The sequence below is a fragment of the Corynebacterium sp. HFH0082 genome (assembly GCF_000411235.1).
GTDB lineage: Bacteria > Actinomycetota > Actinomycetes > Mycobacteriales > Mycobacteriaceae > Corynebacterium > Corynebacterium jeikeium_D.
This window is the reverse complement of sequence record NZ_KE150404.1, coordinates 240,279-259,954: the sequence shown is the minus strand read 5'-3', so window position 1 is coordinate 259,954 and position 19,676 is coordinate 240,279. Positions and strand designations below refer to the sequence as shown.

At 57.7% G+C, this 19,676-nt stretch carries 17 protein-coding genes; 12 read left to right on the top strand and 5 right to left on the bottom strand.

Annotated features, from left to right (window positions below):
* The first annotated feature begins 226 nt into the window (after nucleotides 1–226).
* On the top strand, nucleotides 227–835 hold the full coding sequence (locus HMPREF1206_RS01130) for a YdcF family protein (protein WP_016421568.1): 609 nt from the start codon (nucleotides 227–229) through the stop codon (nucleotides 833–835).
* 6 nt (nucleotides 836–841) lie between these two features.
* Here HMPREF1206_RS01130 and HMPREF1206_RS01125 read toward each other — a convergent pair whose 3' ends face one another.
* The gene (locus HMPREF1206_RS01125; RefSeq protein WP_016421567.1) at nucleotides 842–1,618 is read right to left on the bottom strand and encodes an enoyl-CoA hydratase; all 777 of its coding nucleotides are present in this window, start codon (nucleotides 1,616–1,618) and stop codon (nucleotides 842–844) included.
* Between the two features lie 381 nt (nucleotides 1,619–1,999).
* Between HMPREF1206_RS01125 and HMPREF1206_RS01120 the strand changes: the two genes are divergently transcribed.
* On the top strand, nucleotides 2,000–3,058 hold the full coding sequence (locus HMPREF1206_RS01120; protein WP_016421566.1) for a hypothetical protein: 1,059 nt from the start codon (nucleotides 2,000–2,002) through the stop codon (nucleotides 3,056–3,058).
* A gap of 223 nt (nucleotides 3,059–3,281) precedes the next feature.
* Here the strand turns inward: HMPREF1206_RS01120 and HMPREF1206_RS01115 are convergent, their stop codons facing one another.
* Nucleotides 3,282–4,013 (bottom strand): YcnI family protein, encoded by a 732-nt coding sequence (locus tag HMPREF1206_RS01115; protein WP_016421565.1) that lies wholly within the window; start codon nucleotides 4,011–4,013, stop codon nucleotides 3,282–3,284.
* A 512-nt stretch (nucleotides 4,014–4,525) separates the two neighbouring features.
* Between HMPREF1206_RS01115 and dnaK the strand changes: the two genes are divergently transcribed.
* Genes dnaK through HMPREF1206_RS01095 form a run of 4 tightly spaced genes read left to right on the top strand, consistent with a single transcriptional unit; the run spans nucleotide 4,526 to nucleotide 8,624 of the window.
* Nucleotides 4,526–6,367, top strand: coding sequence for a molecular chaperone DnaK (dnaK, locus tag HMPREF1206_RS01110; protein WP_016421564.1), 1,842 nt, complete (start codon nucleotides 4,526–4,528; stop codon nucleotides 6,365–6,367).
* A gap of 2 nt (nucleotides 6,368–6,369) precedes the next feature.
* Nucleotides 6,370–6,957, top strand: coding sequence for a nucleotide exchange factor GrpE (grpE, locus tag HMPREF1206_RS01105; RefSeq protein ID WP_016421563.1), 588 nt, complete (start codon nucleotides 6,370–6,372; stop codon nucleotides 6,955–6,957).
* A 60-nt stretch (nucleotides 6,958–7,017) separates the two neighbouring features.
* Nucleotides 7,018–8,214 (top strand): molecular chaperone DnaJ, encoded by a 1,197-nt coding sequence (gene dnaJ, locus HMPREF1206_RS01100; protein WP_005511752.1) that lies wholly within the window; start codon nucleotides 7,018–7,020, stop codon nucleotides 8,212–8,214.
* Nucleotides 8,214–8,624 carry a heat shock protein transcriptional repressor HspR gene (locus HMPREF1206_RS01095; RefSeq protein ID WP_016421562.1) on the top strand — a complete coding sequence of 137 codons (411 nt, stop codon included), beginning with the start codon at nucleotides 8,214–8,216 and terminating at the stop codon, nucleotides 8,622–8,624. Before dnaJ ends, HMPREF1206_RS01095 begins: the two co-directional genes overlap by 1 nt.
* 108 nt (nucleotides 8,625–8,732) lie before the next feature.
* On the opposite strand, the gene HMPREF1206_RS01090 is transcribed toward HMPREF1206_RS01095, so the two are convergent.
* Both HMPREF1206_RS01090 and HMPREF1206_RS01085 read right to left on the bottom strand, forming a co-directional pair.
* On the bottom strand, nucleotides 8,733–10,295 hold the full coding sequence (locus tag HMPREF1206_RS01090; protein ID WP_016421561.1) for an alpha/beta hydrolase: 1,563 nt from the start codon (nucleotides 10,293–10,295) through the stop codon (nucleotides 8,733–8,735).
* On the bottom strand, nucleotides 10,283–10,600 hold the full coding sequence (locus tag HMPREF1206_RS01085) for a hypothetical protein (protein WP_016421560.1): 318 nt from the start codon (nucleotides 10,598–10,600) through the stop codon (nucleotides 10,283–10,285). Before HMPREF1206_RS01085 ends, HMPREF1206_RS01090 begins: the two co-directional genes overlap by 13 nt.
* Before the next feature lie 143 nt (nucleotides 10,601–10,743).
* On the opposite strand from HMPREF1206_RS01085, the gene HMPREF1206_RS01080 reads away from it, so the two are divergent.
* The 3 genes from HMPREF1206_RS01080 (at nucleotide 10,744) to HMPREF1206_RS01070 (ending at nucleotide 13,031) form a co-directional block, all read left to right on the top strand.
* The gene (locus HMPREF1206_RS01080; protein WP_016421559.1) at nucleotides 10,744–11,592 is read left to right on the top strand and encodes a nitrilase-related carbon-nitrogen hydrolase; all 849 of its coding nucleotides are present in this window, start codon (nucleotides 10,744–10,746) and stop codon (nucleotides 11,590–11,592) included.
* Between the two features lie 99 nt (nucleotides 11,593–11,691).
* Complete coding sequence (locus HMPREF1206_RS01075) at nucleotides 11,692–12,309, top strand: trimeric intracellular cation channel family protein (protein WP_016421558.1); 618 nt, start codon at nucleotides 11,692–11,694, stop codon at nucleotides 12,307–12,309.
* Nucleotides 12,310–12,392: 83 nt separating this feature from the next.
* Nucleotides 12,393–13,031 carry a DedA family protein gene (locus HMPREF1206_RS01070; protein ID WP_016421557.1) on the top strand — a complete coding sequence of 213 codons (639 nt, stop codon included), beginning with the start codon at nucleotides 12,393–12,395 and terminating at the stop codon, nucleotides 13,029–13,031.
* A 131-nt stretch (nucleotides 13,032–13,162) separates the two neighbouring features.
* Here HMPREF1206_RS01070 and HMPREF1206_RS01065 read toward each other — a convergent pair whose 3' ends face one another.
* Nucleotides 13,163–14,050, bottom strand: coding sequence for a fructose bisphosphate aldolase (locus HMPREF1206_RS01065; protein WP_016421556.1), 888 nt, complete (start codon nucleotides 14,048–14,050; stop codon nucleotides 13,163–13,165).
* Between the two features lie 359 nt (nucleotides 14,051–14,409).
* Between HMPREF1206_RS01065 and clpB the strand changes: the two genes are divergently transcribed.
* The 3 genes from clpB to HMPREF1206_RS01050 all read left to right on the top strand — a co-directional run bounded on the left by clpB (nucleotide 14,410) and on the right by HMPREF1206_RS01050 (nucleotide 19,628).
* Nucleotides 14,410–16,989: an ATP-dependent chaperone ClpB gene (gene clpB, locus HMPREF1206_RS01060; protein WP_016421555.1), complete on the top strand. Its 2,580-nt coding sequence runs from the start codon at nucleotides 14,410–14,412 to the stop codon at nucleotides 16,987–16,989.
* A 186-nt stretch (nucleotides 16,990–17,175) separates the two neighbouring features.
* Nucleotides 17,176–17,823 (top strand): GNAT family N-acetyltransferase, encoded by a 648-nt coding sequence (locus tag HMPREF1206_RS01055; RefSeq protein ID WP_016421554.1) that lies wholly within the window; start codon nucleotides 17,176–17,178, stop codon nucleotides 17,821–17,823.
* Nucleotides 17,824–18,089: 266 nt separating this feature from the next.
* The gene (locus tag HMPREF1206_RS01050) at nucleotides 18,090–19,628 is read left to right on the top strand and encodes an HNH endonuclease signature motif containing protein (protein ID WP_016421553.1); all 1,539 of its coding nucleotides are present in this window, start codon (nucleotides 18,090–18,092) and stop codon (nucleotides 19,626–19,628) included.
* The last annotated feature ends 48 nt before the right edge of the window (nucleotides 19,629–19,676 follow it).

The following is a 19,676-nucleotide window of genomic DNA, read 5'->3' as shown; positions in this document are numbered from 1 at the left end:
TCCCAAGTGGATTTAAAAGCCTCTACGTCCGCAATTTACCTGGTACGCGGCGTGCTATTTTGGTGGCGAAGAGAGTGCCTGGCCACCCCCGCGTAATTCTTATGTAGGCGCCATTTTGTGTAGCGCCTAGTATTAGCAGCGTGATACTGCGGATTTATCCGCCTGATTCTAAATGGCATGTGGAGTGTGGATTTCTCCGTGCCACTTTTTCTTGAGAGGGACTTTAATGGCGCGATCTTTCCGTGCAATCGCTATGGCTGGAGCAGGCCTTATTCTTACTGCGAGTGCGGTCTTTGGCTCGGGTGTAGTGGCAAACGCCAATCCGGTCAGTGCGGTCGCAGTCAAGGCGTTCAATAGCTCGCTTGTGACTCCAGTGGTGGTGTCCCCGGTCGGACGTGCAGCTGCGGAGACTGCGTTACTTGATCCTCAGGTGCCGATTATTGTGCTCGGGGCCCGTCTTAATCCCGACTGCAGTGCTCCTGCTGTTTTGACGTCCCGATTGGAAACTGCACGTTCGCTGGCGCTGCGTCATCCGCTTAACCCGGTCGTCGTCACGGGTGGTCGTACTCAGCCGGGCTGCCAGACTGAGGCTGAGTACATGCGTGATGCGCTTGCATCTATGGGAGTGTGGAAGCGACGAATCACGATGGAAACAAACTCAGACTCCACCGTTGAAAACGCGGCAGGCACTGCATACCTTGCAGGATCGGGAGCCCGTGGCGTTCGTGCTGCTGTCATTGTGACTTCTCCAACGCACACACCGCGTGCACGAGACACCTATGCTGCCGCCGACAACTCGGCTCTGTGGCTGGCAGTCCCGTCGACTGTGAACTAGCAGTTTCTAGGAATTGGTGAAGTTTGCCTCGCGCTTTTCAGTGAAAGCGGCCATGCCTTCCTTCTGGTCATTGGAGGAGAACAGGGAGTGGAAGGTGCGACGCTCAAAGAGCAGTCCCTGCGACAGCGTCATTTCGTAGGCCTGGTTGATCTGTTCCTTAATCTGAGTAGTGGCTACCAGTGACTTCGACGCAATGGTGTCGGCGACCTTCAGGGCCTCGTCGAGAAGCGCCTCCGGCTCGACGACGCGGGCGACCAGACCTGCGCACTCAGCTTCCTCGGCACCCATCATGCGGCCGGTGAGGCACATCTCCATTGCCTTAGCCTTGCCGATTGCGCGGGTGAGACGCTGCGAGCCGCCCATGCCCGGAGAGATGCCGAGGTTAACCTCAGGCTGACCGAACTTGGCCTTAGCGCCAGCGATGATGAAGTCCGCCATCATAGCGACCTCGCAGCCACCGCCCAGGGCGTAGCCGTTGACGGCGGCGATAACTGGAGTTCGGACGGAAGTCAGAACATCCCAACGTGCGAACCAGTCAGAGACATACATCTCGGTGCCGGACTTGTCCGCCATCTCCTTAATGTCCGCACCTGCGGCAAACGCCTTCTCGGAGCCGGTGATGATAATCGCGCCGATTCCCGAGTCGTTGTCGAAAGCGGTGGCTGCTGCGCCGATCTCTTCCATGGTCTTGTGGTTCAGGGCGTTCAGTGCCTTCGGGCGGTTCAGGGTGATAATGCCGACGCGACCTCGGGTTTCGGTAAGGATGTTGGTGTACTCGGACATATTCGTGTCTCCAAAGCGGTAATAGAAATCAGGTTGTAAGCGAGGTTACCCGTGGGGCCGGATTTGGGTGGGGCTTTACGACGATTACATCGGTGCTTTCCTGGATGGGAAAGCGACGGCAGGGTAGGTCAGTGTGATCGGGAATCTGTGTTTGTGGCGTTTTGTGGCCGGAGCTGGGCTAACGACGTTATAAGAAAGTGCCGAAAACTTATTCACCTTTTGATGCCGAATGGAAGGTTTCTTCTTATACTTACGACGAAGCTAGCAGTCCAATCGCGACAAAAGCTCATCAAATGACCGAAAACCTACGTAAAAGTTTGCACTCGCGGGCATATGTGGGTCCATCGATCGAAATGACTTAAGCGTCACAGGAGTATTGATATGAATCCGGAAATGGAGACACGCTCGCTTACATCATCGAGTGTCGGTTTGGTTACCGAGGGAAGCGGTAAGAGGGGCAAGTCATTCAAGCGACGAGTTTGGGCTTCCACAATCGCGGCTTTGCTGGCAGTGGGGTTGAGTGCATGCGATGCAGATTCTTTGAAAAACGCTATGGGGGTCGGAGAAAGTTCTTCAACATCAACTTCGCAGGAAGAAAGTGCAGGGCAGTCTCAGGGGGATGACAGCCAATCTTCGACTAGTGCGCCCAGTTCGGGGATGGAAAAACCCGATGATAGTTCCGATAAATCGGACACCGGTTCAGCGGAATCGGGCACCGATGTTGAGGGAATGGGTGATGGTTCGACCAAACTGGAGCCTAGTAATCCAGAGAATGAGAAAATCTACCGCAATAGTCAAGGATGGGAGTTCCTCGAAAACTCAGCGCTTATTGCGCCGGGAGCTCGTTTTCTTGTGAAGGGGGCTGGTGATTCGACTTCATCCTGTTCCTTTGCGTGGTGGGTGTACAACAAGGATGAACCCCAGCGGCACTACATCACAAGTGCTGGGCACTGCGGGAATAAGGGAGACAGCGTATACGTAGAGGATGAAAAAGGGAAGTTCTATAAAGTCGGACAATTTGTCTGGAGGTCGTTTGACCTGGAGGCTAAGAACAACCCGACAGATCATGCATTGATTGAGTTGACTGTTAACCCTAAGAATGTTTACGGCACTCCCATGCTTAAGGGGGCGGAGTTAGCTGGCTGGGCAAGTCCTCAATGGCTCGAGCAAGAACAACCTCGCGTTTGCCGTCTTGGGTACCGTAGTGGGCTTTCATGTGGCCCCTACAAAGAGACTGTGGGGAGTTACATGTTCGGATTCGGAAATATTTCGGACCATGGCGATTCTGGCGGGGCAGTTTGGGCTGTGGATCCAGAAGACCCAAACCGGATTTATGCAGTGGGGATGACAAGTTACGGCTTCCCTCATGACGCAATTTCAAATGGTGCTGCAGCTCTATCTCCGTTGATTAAGCAGTTTAATTTGACCATTCTCCAGTGACTCGCGCGCTAGGTTGAGCTGCTCTTGATGGGTTGGACCGGAGGTCCGGCAGCTTTCTAGCGGAGGGTGTTTGGTCGCGGAATGACGAAAGGGTCTGGTTCCAATTAGCTATCGGAAACCAGACCCTTGAATCCTTATTCGCTTAGAAAACCGTTTCAAAACCTCAATGGTTCGTCCGTGCCGGGTAAAGGCGGGAAAACTGTTCAAGAAATGTCAAAGCGATTTAACCTCGCTTACGCAGTGAAATCACCAATGCGGCAATACCGGTCAGTGCGCCCACGAGGCCGAGTCCCAGGCCCCAGCCACCAAGCGTGCTGCTTGAGTCCTCGCTGGTAGTAGCTGCGGAATGCTCCACGTTGCCCGAGTGGTTATCGCCGTGCTCTGTCTCGCCGGTGCCATGACTGTGGCTGTGGTCGTGACCGTGGCTATGTTCATCGTCTGCCGACTTCTCAATCAGCTCCACGGTTGGAACCGGGTAATCGCTATCGTGGTCCTTTTCAGCCCAGTTCATCGAACCCTTTTCACAGGTTTGCAGCGTCGGCACCTCAACCGTCGACGGCTTTGCATTATCAGCCACCTTCACGCTGAGCGTCAGAGAATCCTTCAGGTCCGACGGCAGTGGAGTCTTTGCGGTGTAGATGACCTTCTGCACCTTTTCATTCTCGCCAGAGCCGGTCGACTCCTTCGTGACATCCCAGTTCGCGTTCATGTTCGGCGTAACCTTTTCGAACTCCTCCGGGATGGTGAACTCGACCTTCGTCGTCGGCGAACCGTCGCAGCCATGGCCGACCCCGAAAGCCAGATCTGCGTAGCCGCCAATCGGGGCAGACGACGGGGTTGCATGCACATGTGCGGATGCAATGGCAGGGAAGGCGAGGGTTAGTGCGGCGCTTGCCGACGCTACTGCGAGCCCACGGAAAAAGGGGAAATGGTGTCGCTGTGCATTCTGAGGCACGAAAAACTCCTAAATAAGTGGGATGAATTCTTGGCTCAATCGCCCCGTAAATGGGGAGGATTTAGACATGTATTAGTGGAGCCGCCAGAGCTGATTCGGTGTCAGGCCATGGGGTAACAAGGGCATGGCCTGTTGATGAGCCGGTGGCTGCAAAACACGTCAGGGGATTAGTCGGTTCGCTTTGCAGGAAAGTTCCCAGGGCTAGTGCTAAGAAATTCCCCCTGGAGGCCGAAGACAGGATTTTGTATAGAAAATTGCGCTGTCGGCTACCGCGAGTAGCTTTAGAACATAGTTTTACAAAAATCTTTTATCGAGTTGACCTGGGGTGATGGAGGTTTTTCTAGAAAAGTTGAGTTGGGTGGGAATAACTTTGCCCCATAGTCCGTTGCACAGCATGACAAACATTGAGTCGGACACACTCAAGTTTGCTTGACAGATTTTCTACGGCAATGCAGACTTGAGCGCGTAAGACTTAAGGGCAATTCTTTTACTCTTCTAGAAAGGTGTTCATCATGGGACGCGCTGTTGGTATTGACTTGGGTACGACGAACTCCTGTGTCTCCGTCCTCGAGGGCGGCGAGGCTCAGGTGATTGCGAACGCTGAGGGTTCGCGCACCACTCCGTCGGTGGTTGCATTTGCAAAGAATGGTGAGGTCCTGGTTGGCCAGTCCGCTAAGAACCAGGCTGTCACTAACGTTGATCGCACTATTCGTTCGGTCAAGCGCCACATGGGTACTGACTGGAGCATCGAGATCGATGACAAGAAGTACACTCCGCAGGAGATTTCCGCTCGTACGCTGATGAAGCTGAAGCGCGACGCTGAGTCTTACCTGGGTGACGACGTCACTGATGCGGTTATTACCGTTCCGGCTTACTTCAACGACGCTGAGCGTCAGGCAACCAAGGAAGCAGGTCAGATTGCTGGCCTGAACGTCCTGCGCATTGTCAATGAGCCGACTGCTGCTGCACTTGCTTACGGTCTGGAGAAGTCCGACAAGGAGCAGACCATTCTGGTCTTCGACCTCGGTGGCGGTACCTTCGACGTCTCCCTGCTGGAGATTGGCGACGGTGTTGTTGAGGTTCGCGCAACTGCGGGTGACAACAAGCTCGGTGGCGATGACTGGGATCAGCGCATCGTTGACTGGTTGGTTGAGAAGTTCCAGTCCAGCAACGGCATTGACCTGACCAAGGACAAGATGGCTCTGCAGCGTCTGCGTGAGGCTGCTGAGAAGGCCAAGATTGAGCTGTCCTCCTCGCAGCAGGCATCTATCAACCTGCCGTACATCACCGTTGATGCTGACAAGAACCCGCTGTTCCTGGACGAGACCCTGTCCCGTACTGAGTTCCAGCGCATCACCTCTGATTTGCTTGACCGCACTCGTAAGCCGTTCCAGCAGGTCATTGCTGACGCTGATGTTCCGGTTTCCGACATTGACCACGTCGTGCTGGTCGGTGGTTCCACCCGTATGCCGGCAGTCTCTGAGCTGGTCAAGGAACTGACCGGTGGTCGTGAGCCGAACAAGGGCGTTAACCCGGACGAGGTTGTCGCAGTTGGTGCTGCTCTGCAGGCCGGCGTTCTGCGCGGTGAGGTCAAGGACGTGCTGCTGCTCGACGTCACCCCGCTGTCGCTGGGTATTGAGACCAAGGGCGGTGTCATGACCAAGCTGATCGAGCGCAACACCACAATCCCGACCAAGCGTTCGGAGACCTTCACCACTGCTGAAGACAACCAGCCGAGCGTCCAGATTCAGGTCTTCCAGGGTGAGCGCGAGATGGCTGCTGCCAACAAGCTGCTGGGCTCGTTCGAGCTGGGCGGAATCGCTCCGGCACCGCGTGGTGTCCCTCAGATTGAGGTCACCTTCGACATCGACGCCAACGGCATTGTCCACGTCACCGCTAAGGACAAGGGCACTGGTAAGGAAAACACGATCACCATCCAGGACGGCTCCGGCCTCTCCAAGGAGGAGATCGACCAGATGATCAAGGACGCTGAGAAGCACGCTGACGAGGACAAGAAGCGCCGCGAGGAGCAGGAAGTCCGCAACTCGGCTGAGTCCATGGCTTACCAGACCCGCAAGTTCGCATCGGAGAACGAGGACAAGGTTTCCCAGGACATCCGCGACCGCGTTGAAGAGGCTGCCAAGGAAGTCGACGAGGCTCTGAAGGGCTCCGACATCGAGGCCATCAAGTCCGCCGTCGAGAAGCTGTCCACCGAGAGCCAGGAGATGGGTAAGGCTATCTACGAGGCTCAGGCAGCTGAGGGTGCAACCGCAGCCGAGGGCGCTGAGGCCGCTGACGCTGACGACAACGTCGTTGACGCTGAGGTCGTCGACGAGGACGAGAAGGACAAGTAAGAATGACTGACCAGGATCAGGGAAACCAGCCCACCCCGGAGGAGCCGGCCAACCTGGCCGATCAGGTCAACGAGGTCTTCGAGCAGGCCAAGCTTGACGACGACGTGGAGCCGGCGACCGAAGGTGCCGCCGGCGACACCGCCGCGGAGGAAGCTGCAGACCCAGTTGCAGCCATCCAGCGTGAGTTGGATGAGCGCACGGAGGACCTGCAGCGCCTGTCGGCGGAGTTCGCAAACTACCGTCGTCGAGTTGACCGAGACCGTGAAGCCGAGCGCGTACAGGCGAAGGCAAAGCTGGCTGGAGAACTGCTGGTTTTGGCTGATGACCTCGACCGGGCTGAAGAGCACGGCGACTTGGCAGACGGCACCCCGCTGAAGGCTTTCGCGGATAAATTCCGTGGCGTGCTGACCGCACAGGGTGTTGAGGAATTTGGTGCCGCAGGAGAGGAGTTCAACCCGGACATCCACGAGGCTGTCCAGGATCTCTCCGAAGGGGATGACAAGGTTCTAGCCAATGTGCTGCGCAAGGGCTACCGAATTAATGACCGTGTCATTCGTACGGCGATGGTAATCATCGGCGATCCGCAGTAGCGGAGACACAAGTGACGCAGATTTCTTTGAATTAGTTTTTCTGAAAGGAGGAGATGCACCATGACTCAACGGGAATGGGCAGATAAGGACTATTACGCTGACTTGGGCGTCTCTAAGTCTGCGTCACTCGACGAGATTAAAAAGGCCTACCGCAAGTTAGCCCGGGAGAACCACCCGGATAAGAACCCGGGTAACAAGGCCGCTGAAGATAAGTTCAAGCGAATCTCCGAGGCATACTCGGTGGTCGGTGACGAGGACAAGCGCCGCGAATACGATGAGCTGCGTGCAGCTCTCGCAGGTGGTTTCCGATTCCCCGGTGCCGCAGGTGCCGGCGGAGCCGGTGCTGCCGGTGCACGTGGATTCGACTTCGACGTGTCGGATCTCTTCGGCGGAGGTGCCGGATTCGGTGGCAATGCTGGTGGTGCAGGTGGCCTAGGTGATTTCCTGGGCGGCTTCGTAAACCGCAATGGTGGCGCTGGTGCTGCCGGGCGGCAGAAGGCCCGCCGTGGTGCGGATGTGGAGACAGAGATTACGCTCGATTTCCGCGAGGCTGCCCAAGGTGTCACCATCCCGCTGCAGCTCACCAACCCGTCGCCATGCACGAACTGCAATGGTTCGGGTGCAGCGCCGGGAACCTCACCGGTGACGTGTACCACCTGTCATGGTTCGGGATATGTCAAGGAGCAAAAGGGGGCCTTCGGCTTCTCCAGTCCGTGTGCGGACTGTGGTGGCCAGGGCACTCGTATCGAGAACCCTTGCTCGCAGTGTAACGGCACCGGTGTGACCACCCGCCGTCGTACCATCACCGTTCGCGTCCCCGCAGGTGTGGTGGACGGCCAGAAGGTCCGTCTTGCGGGCCAAGGTGAAGCGGGACTGCGGGGGCGTCCGGCCGGTGACCTCTTTGTCACCGTTCATGTTCGCCCGGATGAAGTCTTCACCCGCAGCGGCAACGACCTTGAGGTCACGGTGCCCGTGAGCTTCGGCGAGCTCGCACTCGGCGGCACCATTACCGTGCCGACGTTGGGTGACAAGATTCGCGTGCGTGTCCCGGCTGGCACAGCCGATGGCCGAACACTGCGTGTGCGCGGTCGAGGAATCCCGAAGCGCAATGGCACTCCGGGTGACCTGCTGGTAACCGTGCGTGTGAAGGTGCCGACCAATTTGGACGACAATGCCACTTCGGCATTGCGCTCCTACGTCGAAGCGGAACGTGCCAGCGGGTTCAATCCTCGTGAGGGTTGGGCAGGTGCGAAATAATGTCCGACAACACTGAGGTCTATGTCATATCCGTAGCCGCGAATCTCGCGGGCATGCATGCGCAGACGCTGCGTAATTATGACCGACTCGGGTTGGTAACTCCGCAGCGAACCTCCGGCGGAGGTCGGCGCTACACCAAACGCGATGTGGCGCTGCTGCGTGAGATTCAGCGTCTGAGTCAGGAAGACGGCGTCAACCTGGCCGGTATTAAGGCCATCATCGACCTGACTGAGCGGGTGGATTCGCTTGAGCAGGAAAATGCAGAACTGCGAGAGCAGCTCTATCAAGCAAAGGCACAGGCTCGTCGTTCGCGAGGCGAACTGGTCCACGTCCCACGCTCTACGGCAGTGGTGATGTGGGAGCCGCGCACACGACGCCGGCACAAAGACAACCGCGGTGGGGAAAGGTAATCCCACACGGCTGAGTGAACGGACTAACCAGCGTCGCCTGGTTAGTCCGTTTTCTTTTGGCTTGTTAATTTGGGCCGTGGATTCGCAACCGCTGATCTGAGAGACCGGTCAGCTGTCAGTTAGCCACCGGTTGGCCTCGCGGGTGAAAACTTCGTCGTCAAAGTAGTGTTCGATGTGTGGGTTGCCCTGGATGTGCCGATACTTTTGAGGAATATCCTGCACGGGAGTGACCATGAATTCGGCCAAGTCTCGCATGGACAGGCCACGCTCACTCAGGTTGAGTGCGTACGCGCCGAAATCCTTATCCGCTGGGTTTTTCCCATGAATCCCCAGTTCGGCAGGAATACGAATGGGGTCCATCGGGGACGTCGCCACTGCCACACGGTGGCTATTTTCATCTTCGGGTCGGACTGTTCCGTCCGGCTTGAGTAGTTTCATGTCGTTTGCGCGCTCCAGTCCGGGGCCAACACCTGGCGGAGCTATGAGCAGCACCCTATCCGCGTAGAGGCCACTACCAAGGGAAGCCTGCGAGACCACCGTCGCCCCATAGCTATAGCCGGCGACAACGTGCCGCTGAGTAGAAGACGTGCCGTGGCTAGTAAGGCCACCGGCGATCGCAGTGTCACCACTATCGACGCCACCGGAACGCTCAATCAAACCAGCTTGCAAGTGCTGCAGGCGCTCAGCGGCAAAATTGTGATACTCGGTGCGTATGGCCTCACGGAGGTCGGGCGGCGCGTCATAGGAAAACAACACCACCGCCACATCCTCCGGATCGTCACCGGCGGCGTGGAAGGTCGCGGCTACGCGCTCGAACTGCCTGCTAGCGTCCTCCGCGCTAGAGCTGGTGCCGGGGACGAGAGTAATCACAGTCGATGCTCGCTCAACGTCACCGAACGCAATCGCAGAATGTCCAGGCGAGGACTCCAATAGTTGTCCAGGAGGCAGCCCCAAAGCCCGGGCGCGAGCGGACATGGCAGCGTCTATCTCCGATAGCGGTCTACTCGAATACGCCCCAGTCAATCCGCTCCCAACTTCCAAGTCCCAACCACCGTCAAGCCCTCTGTCTGCAGGGTTGCCAGCACCGCTGCCAGCCTGCGATGGCTGCAATCTGCCCGCGCCGCTAACTCCGCTTGTCACCAGTGGGGAAAGAGCTGAGATTGCGCCCGCCGCCTTCTCATCGAATCGGTTGAGCTCGGCCAAAGCCGACTGAATCCGGAGCTGCGAGGTTGCACGCCATTCGGCCATGGTGAAAGGCCCGGAAGGAATTTTGGGATGAACGAGGCTGCGCGCAATCGTAGAAAGCATGCCCTCCGGCGGAGTCACCGCACCAGAAACCAGGTTCACCTGAAACCCCAGGTTGGTTGCCTGGTTTACCGCGTCGGTGAGTTCGCGGATGACGTCGTTAAGCATGGCGGCGGTGTCGCTGCAGCAGGCGGCGAGACGTTCGAGCGCGACGCTGCTCCGGCGCAGACGCGTGGAGCTGTGGGTGACAGAAACCTCGGCGGCGCTGCGGTTGTCGCCGGCGAAGTCGTCCTCTGAGAGCGCGTTGAGTGCGGCCTGGGAACTGTCGGCGGAATCGGTGAGGGCGCGCGCCCCGGAACGCAGTGCCCGGGCAAGCGTCTCCAGCGAATCCACACGCCACAGCAGCGCTTCGCCTACCGTGACCATGACAGCTTTTCCAAGGCGGCGGACTGGTCATGCTCGTGCGCGAGAGCGCTGACAGCGAGGGCATCGGCAGCCTGCGCAATAACGTCGATGTTTGTGCACGCAGCAAGCAATGATTCCGACCACTTCCCACAGGTAGTGGAGGCAGCGGGGACGATCCGTGAGCCGGGCAGGGCAGAGGTGAGCTCGGCGCTTCCCGGGGCAGCTGCGACGATGGTGGAAAGACCATCAATACGAGTGGAAATCTGCTGGTAGGAACGACTTAAGGCGGATAGTTGAGCTGGGTTGACTGTGATGTGTTCGGCCATGTTTTTGATTCTGCTGGGTGGCGAAAGGCAGCGGAAGACCATCTTCAGCGAACTGTGGATAACTCTGAGCGGAAGCAACGCAGGAAGCCGCGCTGTGGATAACTTCAGGGCGGTCAATCCGGGGTAGTCGGTAGCATTTAGGCATGCGTATTGCATTGGCTCAGTTGGAATTGTCAGCGTCGGTTGAAGAGAATCTGGACGCGGTGAAGGTGACTATCGCGCGGGCAGCACAGGACAACGCCGATTTGGTGGTTTTCCCCGAGGCCACGATGAAGGCGTTCAATTCCGGTCGCCTGGATGTCGTGGCGGAGTCCAGCAGCGATAGGTTCGTAGCGGAGGTCTCGCAGGCCGCTCACGATGCCGGAATCAGCGTGGTGGTCGGCATGTTCCGGCCGGCAGATGAAGTGGAGCGCGACGGTAAGACGATGCACCGCGTCTTCAATTCGCTGCTTCTGGCTTGGCGTGATGAGGACGGCCCCGGTGTCGAGTTCTACGACAAACTCCACCTCTTCGACGCTTTTGGGTTTCGCGAATCGGATACTGTCGCGCCGGGCAACGCGCACGTGGTCTGTGATGTCCCGCTTGCCGACGGATCGTCGGTCGCCCTCGGTCTTGCGACATGCTTTGACATCAGGTTCCCGGAGCAATTCATTCAACTGGCCAACCTGGGCGCAGAGGTCATCGCGCTGCCTGCATCGTGGAATGACGGCCCGGGCAAGGTAAGGCAGTGGCAGACGCTGGTGTCGGCACGCGCACTGGATAGCACTTGTGTGATTGCGGCAGTCGATGCAGCCCGGCCTGGTGGGGCGAAGGCCGCGGGGAAAGATGAGGGGCCGACCGGCGCGGGGCACTCCATGTTGGTCAATGCGGACGGCGGAGTTATTGCCTCGGCGGGCTACGACCCGCAGTTGCTTGTGGCCGATGCGGATATAGCGGAGGTGGAGCGGATTCGTCGCTCGATTCCGGTGCTGGAAATTCGCGATCAGGGCTAGCCGGGAAGCAATGAAGCGGGCCGAGTCGAGGGGGCGAAGATTGCGGGATATTAGCCTATAGTTCTACCGATTCGGGCGAAGTCCTTTATATTTCTTATCATGCTGCTCCACATCCTCTGGGTCATCGGAATTACGGCCGAAGGCGTCACCGGCGCACTAGCGGCCGGTCGAATGCGCATGGATCTCTTTGGAGTTTCAACAATTGCGTGCATGACTGCTATCGGCGGCGGTACCCTGCGCGATGTCATTCTCGGTCACTATCCGTTGGTGTGGGTTGCAAGCCCACAATATTTGCTGGTTATTGTCGGTGCAGCACTGATCACGGTGCTGTTGGCCGACTTCCTGATGAAGCACTTCCGGGTCGTGTTCTTGGTCGCTGACGCAATCGGTTTGTCGGCGTTTTCCATCATTGGTGCCCGCGTGGCCATGGAAATGGGGCACGGCGTCATCATCGCTATTGTCGGCGCCGTTCTTACCGGTGCGTTTGGAGGTGTGCTCCGCGACCTGATGTGTGACCGCGTCCCGCTGGTGTTTCAAAAGGAGCTCTATGCCTCCATCGCAGTCGTCGCGGCGACGCTTTACTACGTGCTCGACATGGTTGGCCTGCACGAGAACATCAACATCATCTGTGCGGTGCTGTCCGCACTGTTCATTCGACTAGCGGCGCTTTGGCGTGGCTGGTCGCTGCCGGTATTTGACTATCAGGGGCGCGATTAAAACACAGTACCCAGAAAAACTCTCAGCAAAATACTCTAATTAGCTCAGCAGAATCGATAGTTGTTGCTGAAAAGATTGCCGTTATGGATTTTTCTGGATTCCTCTCCGGTATCGGAGACCCCGAAGCTCTACTCCAGGGGTTTGGCCCTTGGGTGCTTGCGGGGCTTGGACTCATCATCTTTATTGAGTCCGGTGTGCTCTTTCCTTTTCTGCCCGGTGACTCGCTGTTGGTCACTGCTGCCGTCTTAAGGTCAGAGCTAGATGTCCACACCTGGCAGGTGCTGGTTATCGGTATTATTGCCGCGGTGCTGGGTGATCAAGTCGGTTACTTCTTAGGCCACTCCTTCGGCCGCAAACTGTTCAGCGACAATGCCAAGGTGCTCCGAACTAATCGGCTGGAAGCGGCCGAGAAGTTCTTTGCCAAGTACGGACCACTGTCGTTGGTGCTGGGGCGATTTGTTCCCATTGTGCGCACCTACGTTCCGCTGGCGGCGGGCACTGCGAATATGCCCTACGGAAAGTTCATCGGCTGGAATGTCACCGGTGCGATTGGCTGGGTCGCCAGTATGGTCGCTGTTGGTGTGCTGCTGGGCAACATTCCGGGAATCACCAGTTCCATCGACAAGATCATGTTGCTGGTCATTGCAATTTCCGTGCTACCGGTTGTCATTGGTGGTGTGAATGCGCGTCGTAAAGCAGCTGTTGCGAAGCGCTCGGTGTAGGACGGTGCTGTCGTAAGGGCAGAGGCGCCGACAGAAAAACTCCCGCACCAAGAAAACCTGGTGCGGGAGTTTTTAATTGCGCTAGCGACTACCTAGAGGTGCGCACAAGCGCAGATGCACAGCGCGGACGATTAGGAAATCGAAGCCTCGTAGATGCCCTTGACGGACTCAGCCATAGTTGCGTTGAACTCTTCGTCGGACTGCTGAGCGGACAGGCCCTCAGACAGTGCACGGGAGAAGGAAGCAATCATGCCGTGGTTGCGGGACAGGCGCTCGTTGGCGTCCTCGCGCTCGTAGCCACCGGACAGGGCGACAACGCGCATGACCTTCGGGTGCTCAATCAGCGGCTTGTACAGGTCATCCTTGGTCGGGATGGAAACCTTGATCATGACCTTCTGGTCATCAGCCAGGTCATCCAGGCCGGCGAGCAGCTCGCGCAGGACGATGTCCTCAGCCTCTGCCTTGTCAGCAGCGTTGATGTCGACTTCCGGCTCCAGGATCGGAACCAGACCGTGGGACAGAACCTGCTTGCCGAACTCGAACTGCTGGGCAATGTTGGCCTTGATGCCCTCTTCGTTTGCCTCGGCAATGAAGGAACGCATCTTGGTGCCGAAGATGCCCTTAGCGACAGCGCGCTCCAGCAGCTCATCCAGGCCCGGGCACGGCTTCATAAGCTGAACGCCGTTTTCCTTGTCTGCCAGGCCCTTGTCAGTCTTCAGGAACGGGACGATGCCCTTCTTTTCCCACAGGTACTGAGCGGTCGGGATTCCCTCAATGTCGCGATCCATGGTCTGCTCGAAGAGAATCGCGCCAATAATCTGCTCAGAGTTGAAGGACGGGGAAGTGATGATGCGGGTACGCATCTGGTGAACCAGGTCGAACATTTCATCTTCGTTCGAGTACTGATCCTCGTTGATGCCGTACAGGCGCAGAGCCTTCGGGGTAGATCCACCGGACTGGTCGAGAGCGGCGATGAAGCCCTTGCCCTCAGTCATCTGACGTGCCTGCTCGATGTTCATTCGAGTCCTTTCGTGAGAATGAAGGAATGTCACCTACCAGGGTAACCAAAACAGTATGAGTGCGCTGTCCACCCATCACTCACATGGGGGAAGTTGAATCCGGCGGGAGTGTGCTGGTGAGGACGTCGGGCGGTGTGTCGGAGTGTGTTCGCACGTGGTTTCTGGAGCTTTCCAACGTTTTCTAGTGCTTTCCGGCGCGCTACTACGCTTAACGACGCTGCTGAGCTCAATCCTTTTTGCTATAGGTGTGGTGTGAATCACGGTCGGAAATTGAAAAACTTGAAGTTGAGTGGAACAGACTCAAGGCTGAGTGCGTTATGGGTAGTGAATGACAAAGTTGAGTCAAAGGGGCGCAAGTTATGAGTTTTACACCAACAACTAAGACTGGAGAAGTTCTCCAGGAAGCTATGAAGGCCGCGACCAGCGCGGGTAACCCGGATATCCGGCCTGGGCACATTCTGGTAGCACTGCTGGAGCAAAAGGAGGGTATTGCGGCTCCACTGCTTGAAGCAGCGGGCGTTAATCCTTCCGGGGTTTTGACCCGCGCTAAGGAGTTGGTCGCGGGGTACCCGTCGGCAAGCGGGGCGAATATGGCGAACCCGCAGTTTAATAGGGACGCTGTTAATGCACTGAACGCCGCCGAGGAGCTGGCGGGGGAGCTTGGAGATGAGTATGTCTCCACGGAAATTCTGCTTATCGGTGTAGCAACTGGCCAGTCGGAGGCGGCAAATGTACTGCAATCGGCGGGTGCTACTGCCGAGGCGTTAAAGGGTGCGCTGACTAGCGTGCGTGGATCGAGGAAGGTAACAACGGAGAATCCGGAAGAGCAGTACCAGGCTCTGGAAAAGTATGCGACGGACTTAACCGCGCGGGCACGTGAGGGCAAGATTGACCCAGTTATTGGCCGCGATGCGGAGATTCGTCGCGTGGTACAGGTCTTGAGTCGTCGTACCAAGAACAATCCTGTGCTCATTGGTGAGCCGGGCGTTGGTAAGACGGCCATTGTAGAGGGGCTGGCACGACGCATTGTTGCAGGTGATGTGCCGGAATCTCTGAAGGGCAAGACGCTGATGAGCCTGGATCTGGGCTCTATGGTCGCCGGTGCGAAGTATCGCGGTGAGTTCGAGGAGCGCCTGAAGGCGGTTCTGGACGAGATTAAGGAATCCGACGGTCAGATTATTACCTTCATCGATGAGATTCACACCATCGTTGGCGCTGGCGCCACGGGTGATGGCTCGATGGATGCGGGCAATATGATTAAGCCGATGCTGGCTCGTGGTGAGCTGCGTCTGGTCGGTGCGACGACCCTGGATGAGTACCGCAAGTACATCGAGAAGGATGCTGCGCTGGAGCGTCGTTTCCAGCAGGTCTTTGTCGGTGAGCCGAGCGTTGAGGACGCCATTGGTATTCTGCGTGGCCTGAAAGAACGCTATGAGGTCCACCACGGTGTTCGCATCCAGGACTCCGCGCTAGTGGCTGCAGCAACGCTGTCGGACCGCTACATCACATCCCGCTTCCTGCCGGATAAGGCTATCGACCTGGTTGATGAGGCCGCATCGCGTCTGCGTATGGAGATTGACTCCTCACCGGAGGAAATCGACTCCGCAGAACGCATCGTGCGCCGCCTCGAAATCGAGGAAATGGCCCTGGAGAAGGAAACTGACATCGCGTCGAAGGAACGCCTGGACAAGCTCCGTGAGGAACTTGCAGATGAGCGCGAGAAGCTCAACGCTCTGAAGACTCGCTGGCAGAACGAGAAGTCCTCGATTGATGATGTCCGCTCCGTCCGCGAAGAGCTCGATGCCCTGCGCACTGAGTCCGAAAAGGCTGAGCGCGAAGGTGACTACGGCCGTGTCGCAGAGCTGCGCTACGGGCGCATCCCTGAGTTGGAGAAGAAGCTGGAGGCCGCCGAGGAATCGGTCGCTGACGCAGAGGAAAACTCCATGCTCAAGGAGGAGGTCACACCTCAGGAAGTCGCTGAAGTTGTCTCCGCCTGGACGGGTATCCCGGCTGGCAAGATGATGCAGGGTGAGACCGAGAAGCTGCTCGAAATGGAGCTTAACCTCGGCCGTCGCGTTGTTGGTCAGACTGCCGCTGTGGAGGCTGTCTCCGATGCTGTCCGCCGTTCGCGTGCGGGTGTTGCCGATCCGAACCGTCCGACTGGTTCCTTCCTGTTCCTCGGTCCAACTGGCGTTGGTAAGACAGAGCTGGCCAAGGCGCTGGCGGAGTTCCTCTTCGACGATGAGCGTGCGATGGTGCGCATCGATATGTCCGAGTACGGCGAGAAGCACTCTGTCGCTCGTCTGATTGGTGCTCCTCCTGGATACGTCGGCTACGACGCTGGCGGTCAGCTCACCGAGGCTGTTCGTCGCCGTCCGTACACCGTCGTGCTTTTCGACGAGGTCGAGAAGGCTCACCCGGACGTGTTCGATGTGCTCCTGCAGGTGCTCGATGAGGGTCGCCTGACCGATGGTCAGGGCCGAACCGTGGACTTCCGAAACACGATTCTGATTCTGACCTCCAACCTCGGTGCTGGTGGTACGCATGAGCAGATCATGGATGCGGTCAAGATGGCCTTCAAGCCGGAGTTCATCAACCGTCTCGACGATGTAGTGATCTTCGATCCGCTGACCTCCGAGCAGCTGCGCGGCATTGTGGACATTCAGGTTCGCAACATGGCAGAACGCCTGGAGGCACGTCGTCTGGTGCTGGATGTCTCCGATGAGGCACTGGATTGGCTGTCGGAGCGCGGCTACGACCCGGCCTACGGCGCCCGTCCGTTGCGTCGTCTGGTGCAGAAGGCAATCGGCGATGAGCTGGCACGTCGACTGCTCGCTGGTGATGTTCGCGATGGCGACCGCGTAGAGGTCACGGTTGCTGACGATGGCGAGTCGCTGAAGGTTGTCGGCTATGACGAGGATGGCGTAGCCCGAATCTAGGGCGCCTGATACTCAGGGCGATAACTGCTGAGCAGGCTGTCTGTTTGTTGGGGCGGTTTGAGAGAGTTTTCTCCTGAACCGCCCCTTTTTTGTGCCTTTATTGTCCGGGTTTATGTGTCTTGTGACCGACCGTGTGGGCTTGTTGCATTCCGGTCAGTCTGGAGTGCGCCGGTATAGTGCGCAAATATGACTAACTTTCAGTGGCGACCAGCGACAGACTCCGACCTCCCCTTCATTGCCTGGATGGACGAACTAACGGAAACATTCGGAGATGAAAGTCAGCCACTGCCGGAAGATTATGTAGTCACGAGGCGTCAATACGTCGACCAGTGGGACGCGAGTCAGGGCGGGGTTATCCTTTTCGCCACTTCGCTTGACGACGCTGACCTCGAGTCGCTCAGTAGCGACATGACCCGCACTGACCCATTTGAACCGAGGGTTTCTCGCGAGGCTACCTACAGTGCGGCCGCCATTAAGAAGGAATGGTTGGAGCGCGGGGATTCGTCGTCAAGCGAAGAGCACGAGAGCTATGAAGTGCCGGTGGGGGCGGCCTGGCTGCGTACGTTTACGCAGGACGATCCGGGGTACGGATTTGTGGAAAATGGGATTCCTGAGGTAGCGATTGCGCTGCGTCCGGGCGTTGTCGGGCGCAGGCTGTCGCAGCCGATGATTGCAGGACTCCTTGAGTATGCGCGTGAGCTGGGGTATCCGGGGGTTAGTCTGGCTGTCCATGATGCCAACCCGCGGGCGGCGAAAGCCTATGTGAAGGCGGGATTTGAGCTAGTGGGGCGCTCGAGCTTCCCGGACCACGATGTGATGGTGGTGCGGTTTTAGGTTTTCGGCGTGCAGTTTTTGGTGGGGGCTGCGCGGGTTGGTGGGGGCTGCGCGGGTGGTGAGGGACTGCGCGAGTTGGTGGGGTTTTCAGGGCGGATGGTGGGGTGTTTAGGCGCTGGAAGCGAGGCAGCGTTTCGGAAAAAGGTTCGAAAAAGTTGACTTAGGGGGTTGTGGTGTGTCGAATGGGTGTGCGATAATGTGGGGGAGGGAAATTAGTTAGTCCATTTGGGGATTCGGATTGCTAGCGTTTTAAAAGGGGTGGGGAAATGTCTACACCATCGGCGTCAAACGGCGGTGGACCGCTTTCGACATCGCAGGTTTTAGATGCGGTTGCGCAGTTTGAAGCTCTGTCGACAGTCATCGTGGAGAACTTCGAAGTACTTGCACCGGATCATGCGCACGATGCATATAAGTCGATTGAGAAAGCGCGAAAACGACTCGCAGTAATTGATGCGACTTATGTGGAGACTATGAAGGGGCGGATGCCCAGCGCGGAGCACCGAAGGATCGCGTGGCTAGCGCAGGAGATGCGAATCTCGCGAGCAGAAGCGAGGCAGCGTATCAATGTCGTCGGACGTCTGAGTAGGAATGTTGATCCGTTTGCTCCGGCGAATGAGGATGTGCGAATGCCGAACCTTCGTCAGAAAGTTGAGGAAGGTGTTGTCGGTGCGGATGCTGTTGCGAAGATTGACAAAGCCGTTCGGGAGCTGCCGGCAACGGAGCATGCACAGCTGTCTAGGCTGCTGGACAAGCACATTTCAGATTTAGTGGACAAAATCCGTGTTGATGATCTCAATAAATTGCCGAACCGCCTGCGGGCGATGTTGGGGGTTGATGACCCGTATACGGATGAGGACCGCGCTCGGAAACGAAGTCTAAAAATCGGTGCTCAGGGGCCGGACGGCATGAGCCGGTTGAGCGGTGTGGTTACGCCTTCGTTTGCGGCGGTGCTCAAAAGGCTGCAGGCAGATCATGCGCGGCCTGGTGGGTTACTCGAAGAAGGCGCCGATGACCAGCGGAATCCGGAGCAGCGTTTCCATGATGCCGTGGAAGCGGCGGTGAACGGGGGCTTTCAACCAGGCGGTGAGCTTCAGCCGGCGCGGGGGACGACATCGGTGGTCACCGTCGCGCATATCGCAGATGTGGCAGCGTTAGCTGGAGTCTCCCTGCCTGAGGGGAAAGATTTTGTACTTCCTGGATCGGGCAAAGCGGTCTCAGACGCGGGAGTGCGAATTTCCATTAGTCAGGCCGTGCAACAGATGGTTGATAGAAATTCGTTCCTCCAAGTATTGGGGAATGAGGGGCAGACCTTGTATTTTGGTCGGTCCCGCAGGCTGGGGACTTTGCCGCAGTATCTGGCCCTTCTTGGAGAGGAAGGAGGTTCCTCCGCGCCGGGCATGGGCACTCCGGGAGCTATGTGCGATGTTCACCATGTGCAGTCGTGGGCTTCCGGTGGTGGCACTGACCTGGATAATCTCACGTTGGTGGATCCGGGTACGCATCGAAAGATCGACGATGCTCGATGTAATGAAAATACTTGGTGGACGCTCCGGCCGGATGAGGTGGCGGAGATTCTAGGAACTGACGAAGGGGACGGGGTTAGCGGGGAGTGTGAGCAGGCCTCTACTGATCGTGTGGTCTGGGTGCCCCCGAAAGACGAGGAAGGAAACCGGAAAGCGGAATCCAATGAGGACCCCGATACGTTCGATAGCCCGGGGCGCTGGTTGCGTCGTAAAGCGCGAGAGAAACGGGCGGGGGACACAGTGGATGGCAATGACGAGATGGGGCCGGATCCCGGTGGGTAGTCGGATTGGGAGACCGAGGCCTGGCTTAGAGGCTGATCTTCCGTTTCG

What these genes read in the sequence shown, in the direction of transcription:
- HMPREF1206_RS01130 (WP_016421568.1), top strand. Translation starts at nt 227, where the DNA reads ATGGCGCGATCTTTCCGTGCAATCGCTATGGCTGGAGCAGGCCTTATT.
- HMPREF1206_RS01125 (WP_016421567.1), bottom strand. Translation starts at nt 1,618, where the DNA reads ATGTCCGAGTACACCAACATCCTTACCGAAACCCGAGGTCGCGTCGGC.
- HMPREF1206_RS01120 (WP_016421566.1), top strand. Translation starts at nt 2,000, where the DNA reads ATGAATCCGGAAATGGAGACACGCTCGCTTACATCATCGAGTGTCGGT.
- dnaK (WP_016421564.1), top strand. Translation starts at nt 4,526, where the DNA reads ATGGGACGCGCTGTTGGTATTGACTTGGGTACGACGAACTCCTGTGTC.
- grpE (WP_016421563.1), top strand. Translation starts at nt 6,370, where the DNA reads ATGACTGACCAGGATCAGGGAAACCAGCCCACCCCGGAGGAGCCGGCC.
- dnaJ (WP_005511752.1), top strand. Translation starts at nt 7,018, where the DNA reads ATGACTCAACGGGAATGGGCAGATAAGGACTATTACGCTGACTTGGGC.
- HMPREF1206_RS01095 (WP_016421562.1), top strand. Translation starts at nt 8,214, where the DNA reads ATGTCCGACAACACTGAGGTCTATGTCATATCCGTAGCCGCGAATCTC.
- HMPREF1206_RS01090 (WP_016421561.1), bottom strand. Translation starts at nt 10,295, where the DNA reads ATGGTCACGGTAGGCGAAGCGCTGCTGTGGCGTGTGGATTCGCTGGAG.
- HMPREF1206_RS01085 (WP_016421560.1), bottom strand. Translation starts at nt 10,600, where the DNA reads ATGGCCGAACACATCACAGTCAACCCAGCTCAACTATCCGCCTTAAGT.
- HMPREF1206_RS01080 (WP_016421559.1), top strand. Translation starts at nt 10,744, where the DNA reads ATGCGTATTGCATTGGCTCAGTTGGAATTGTCAGCGTCGGTTGAAGAG.
- HMPREF1206_RS01075 (WP_016421558.1), top strand. Translation starts at nt 11,692, where the DNA reads ATGCTGCTCCACATCCTCTGGGTCATCGGAATTACGGCCGAAGGCGTC.
- HMPREF1206_RS01070 (WP_016421557.1), top strand. Translation starts at nt 12,393, where the DNA reads ATGGATTTTTCTGGATTCCTCTCCGGTATCGGAGACCCCGAAGCTCTA.
- HMPREF1206_RS01065 (WP_016421556.1), bottom strand. Translation starts at nt 14,050, where the DNA reads ATGAACATCGAGCAGGCACGTCAGATGACTGAGGGCAAGGGCTTCATC.
- clpB (WP_016421555.1), top strand. Translation starts at nt 14,410, where the DNA reads ATGAGTTTTACACCAACAACTAAGACTGGAGAAGTTCTCCAGGAAGCT.
- HMPREF1206_RS01055 (WP_016421554.1), top strand. Translation starts at nt 17,176, where the DNA reads ATGACTAACTTTCAGTGGCGACCAGCGACAGACTCCGACCTCCCCTTC.
- HMPREF1206_RS01050 (WP_016421553.1), top strand. Translation starts at nt 18,090, where the DNA reads ATGTCTACACCATCGGCGTCAAACGGCGGTGGACCGCTTTCGACATCG.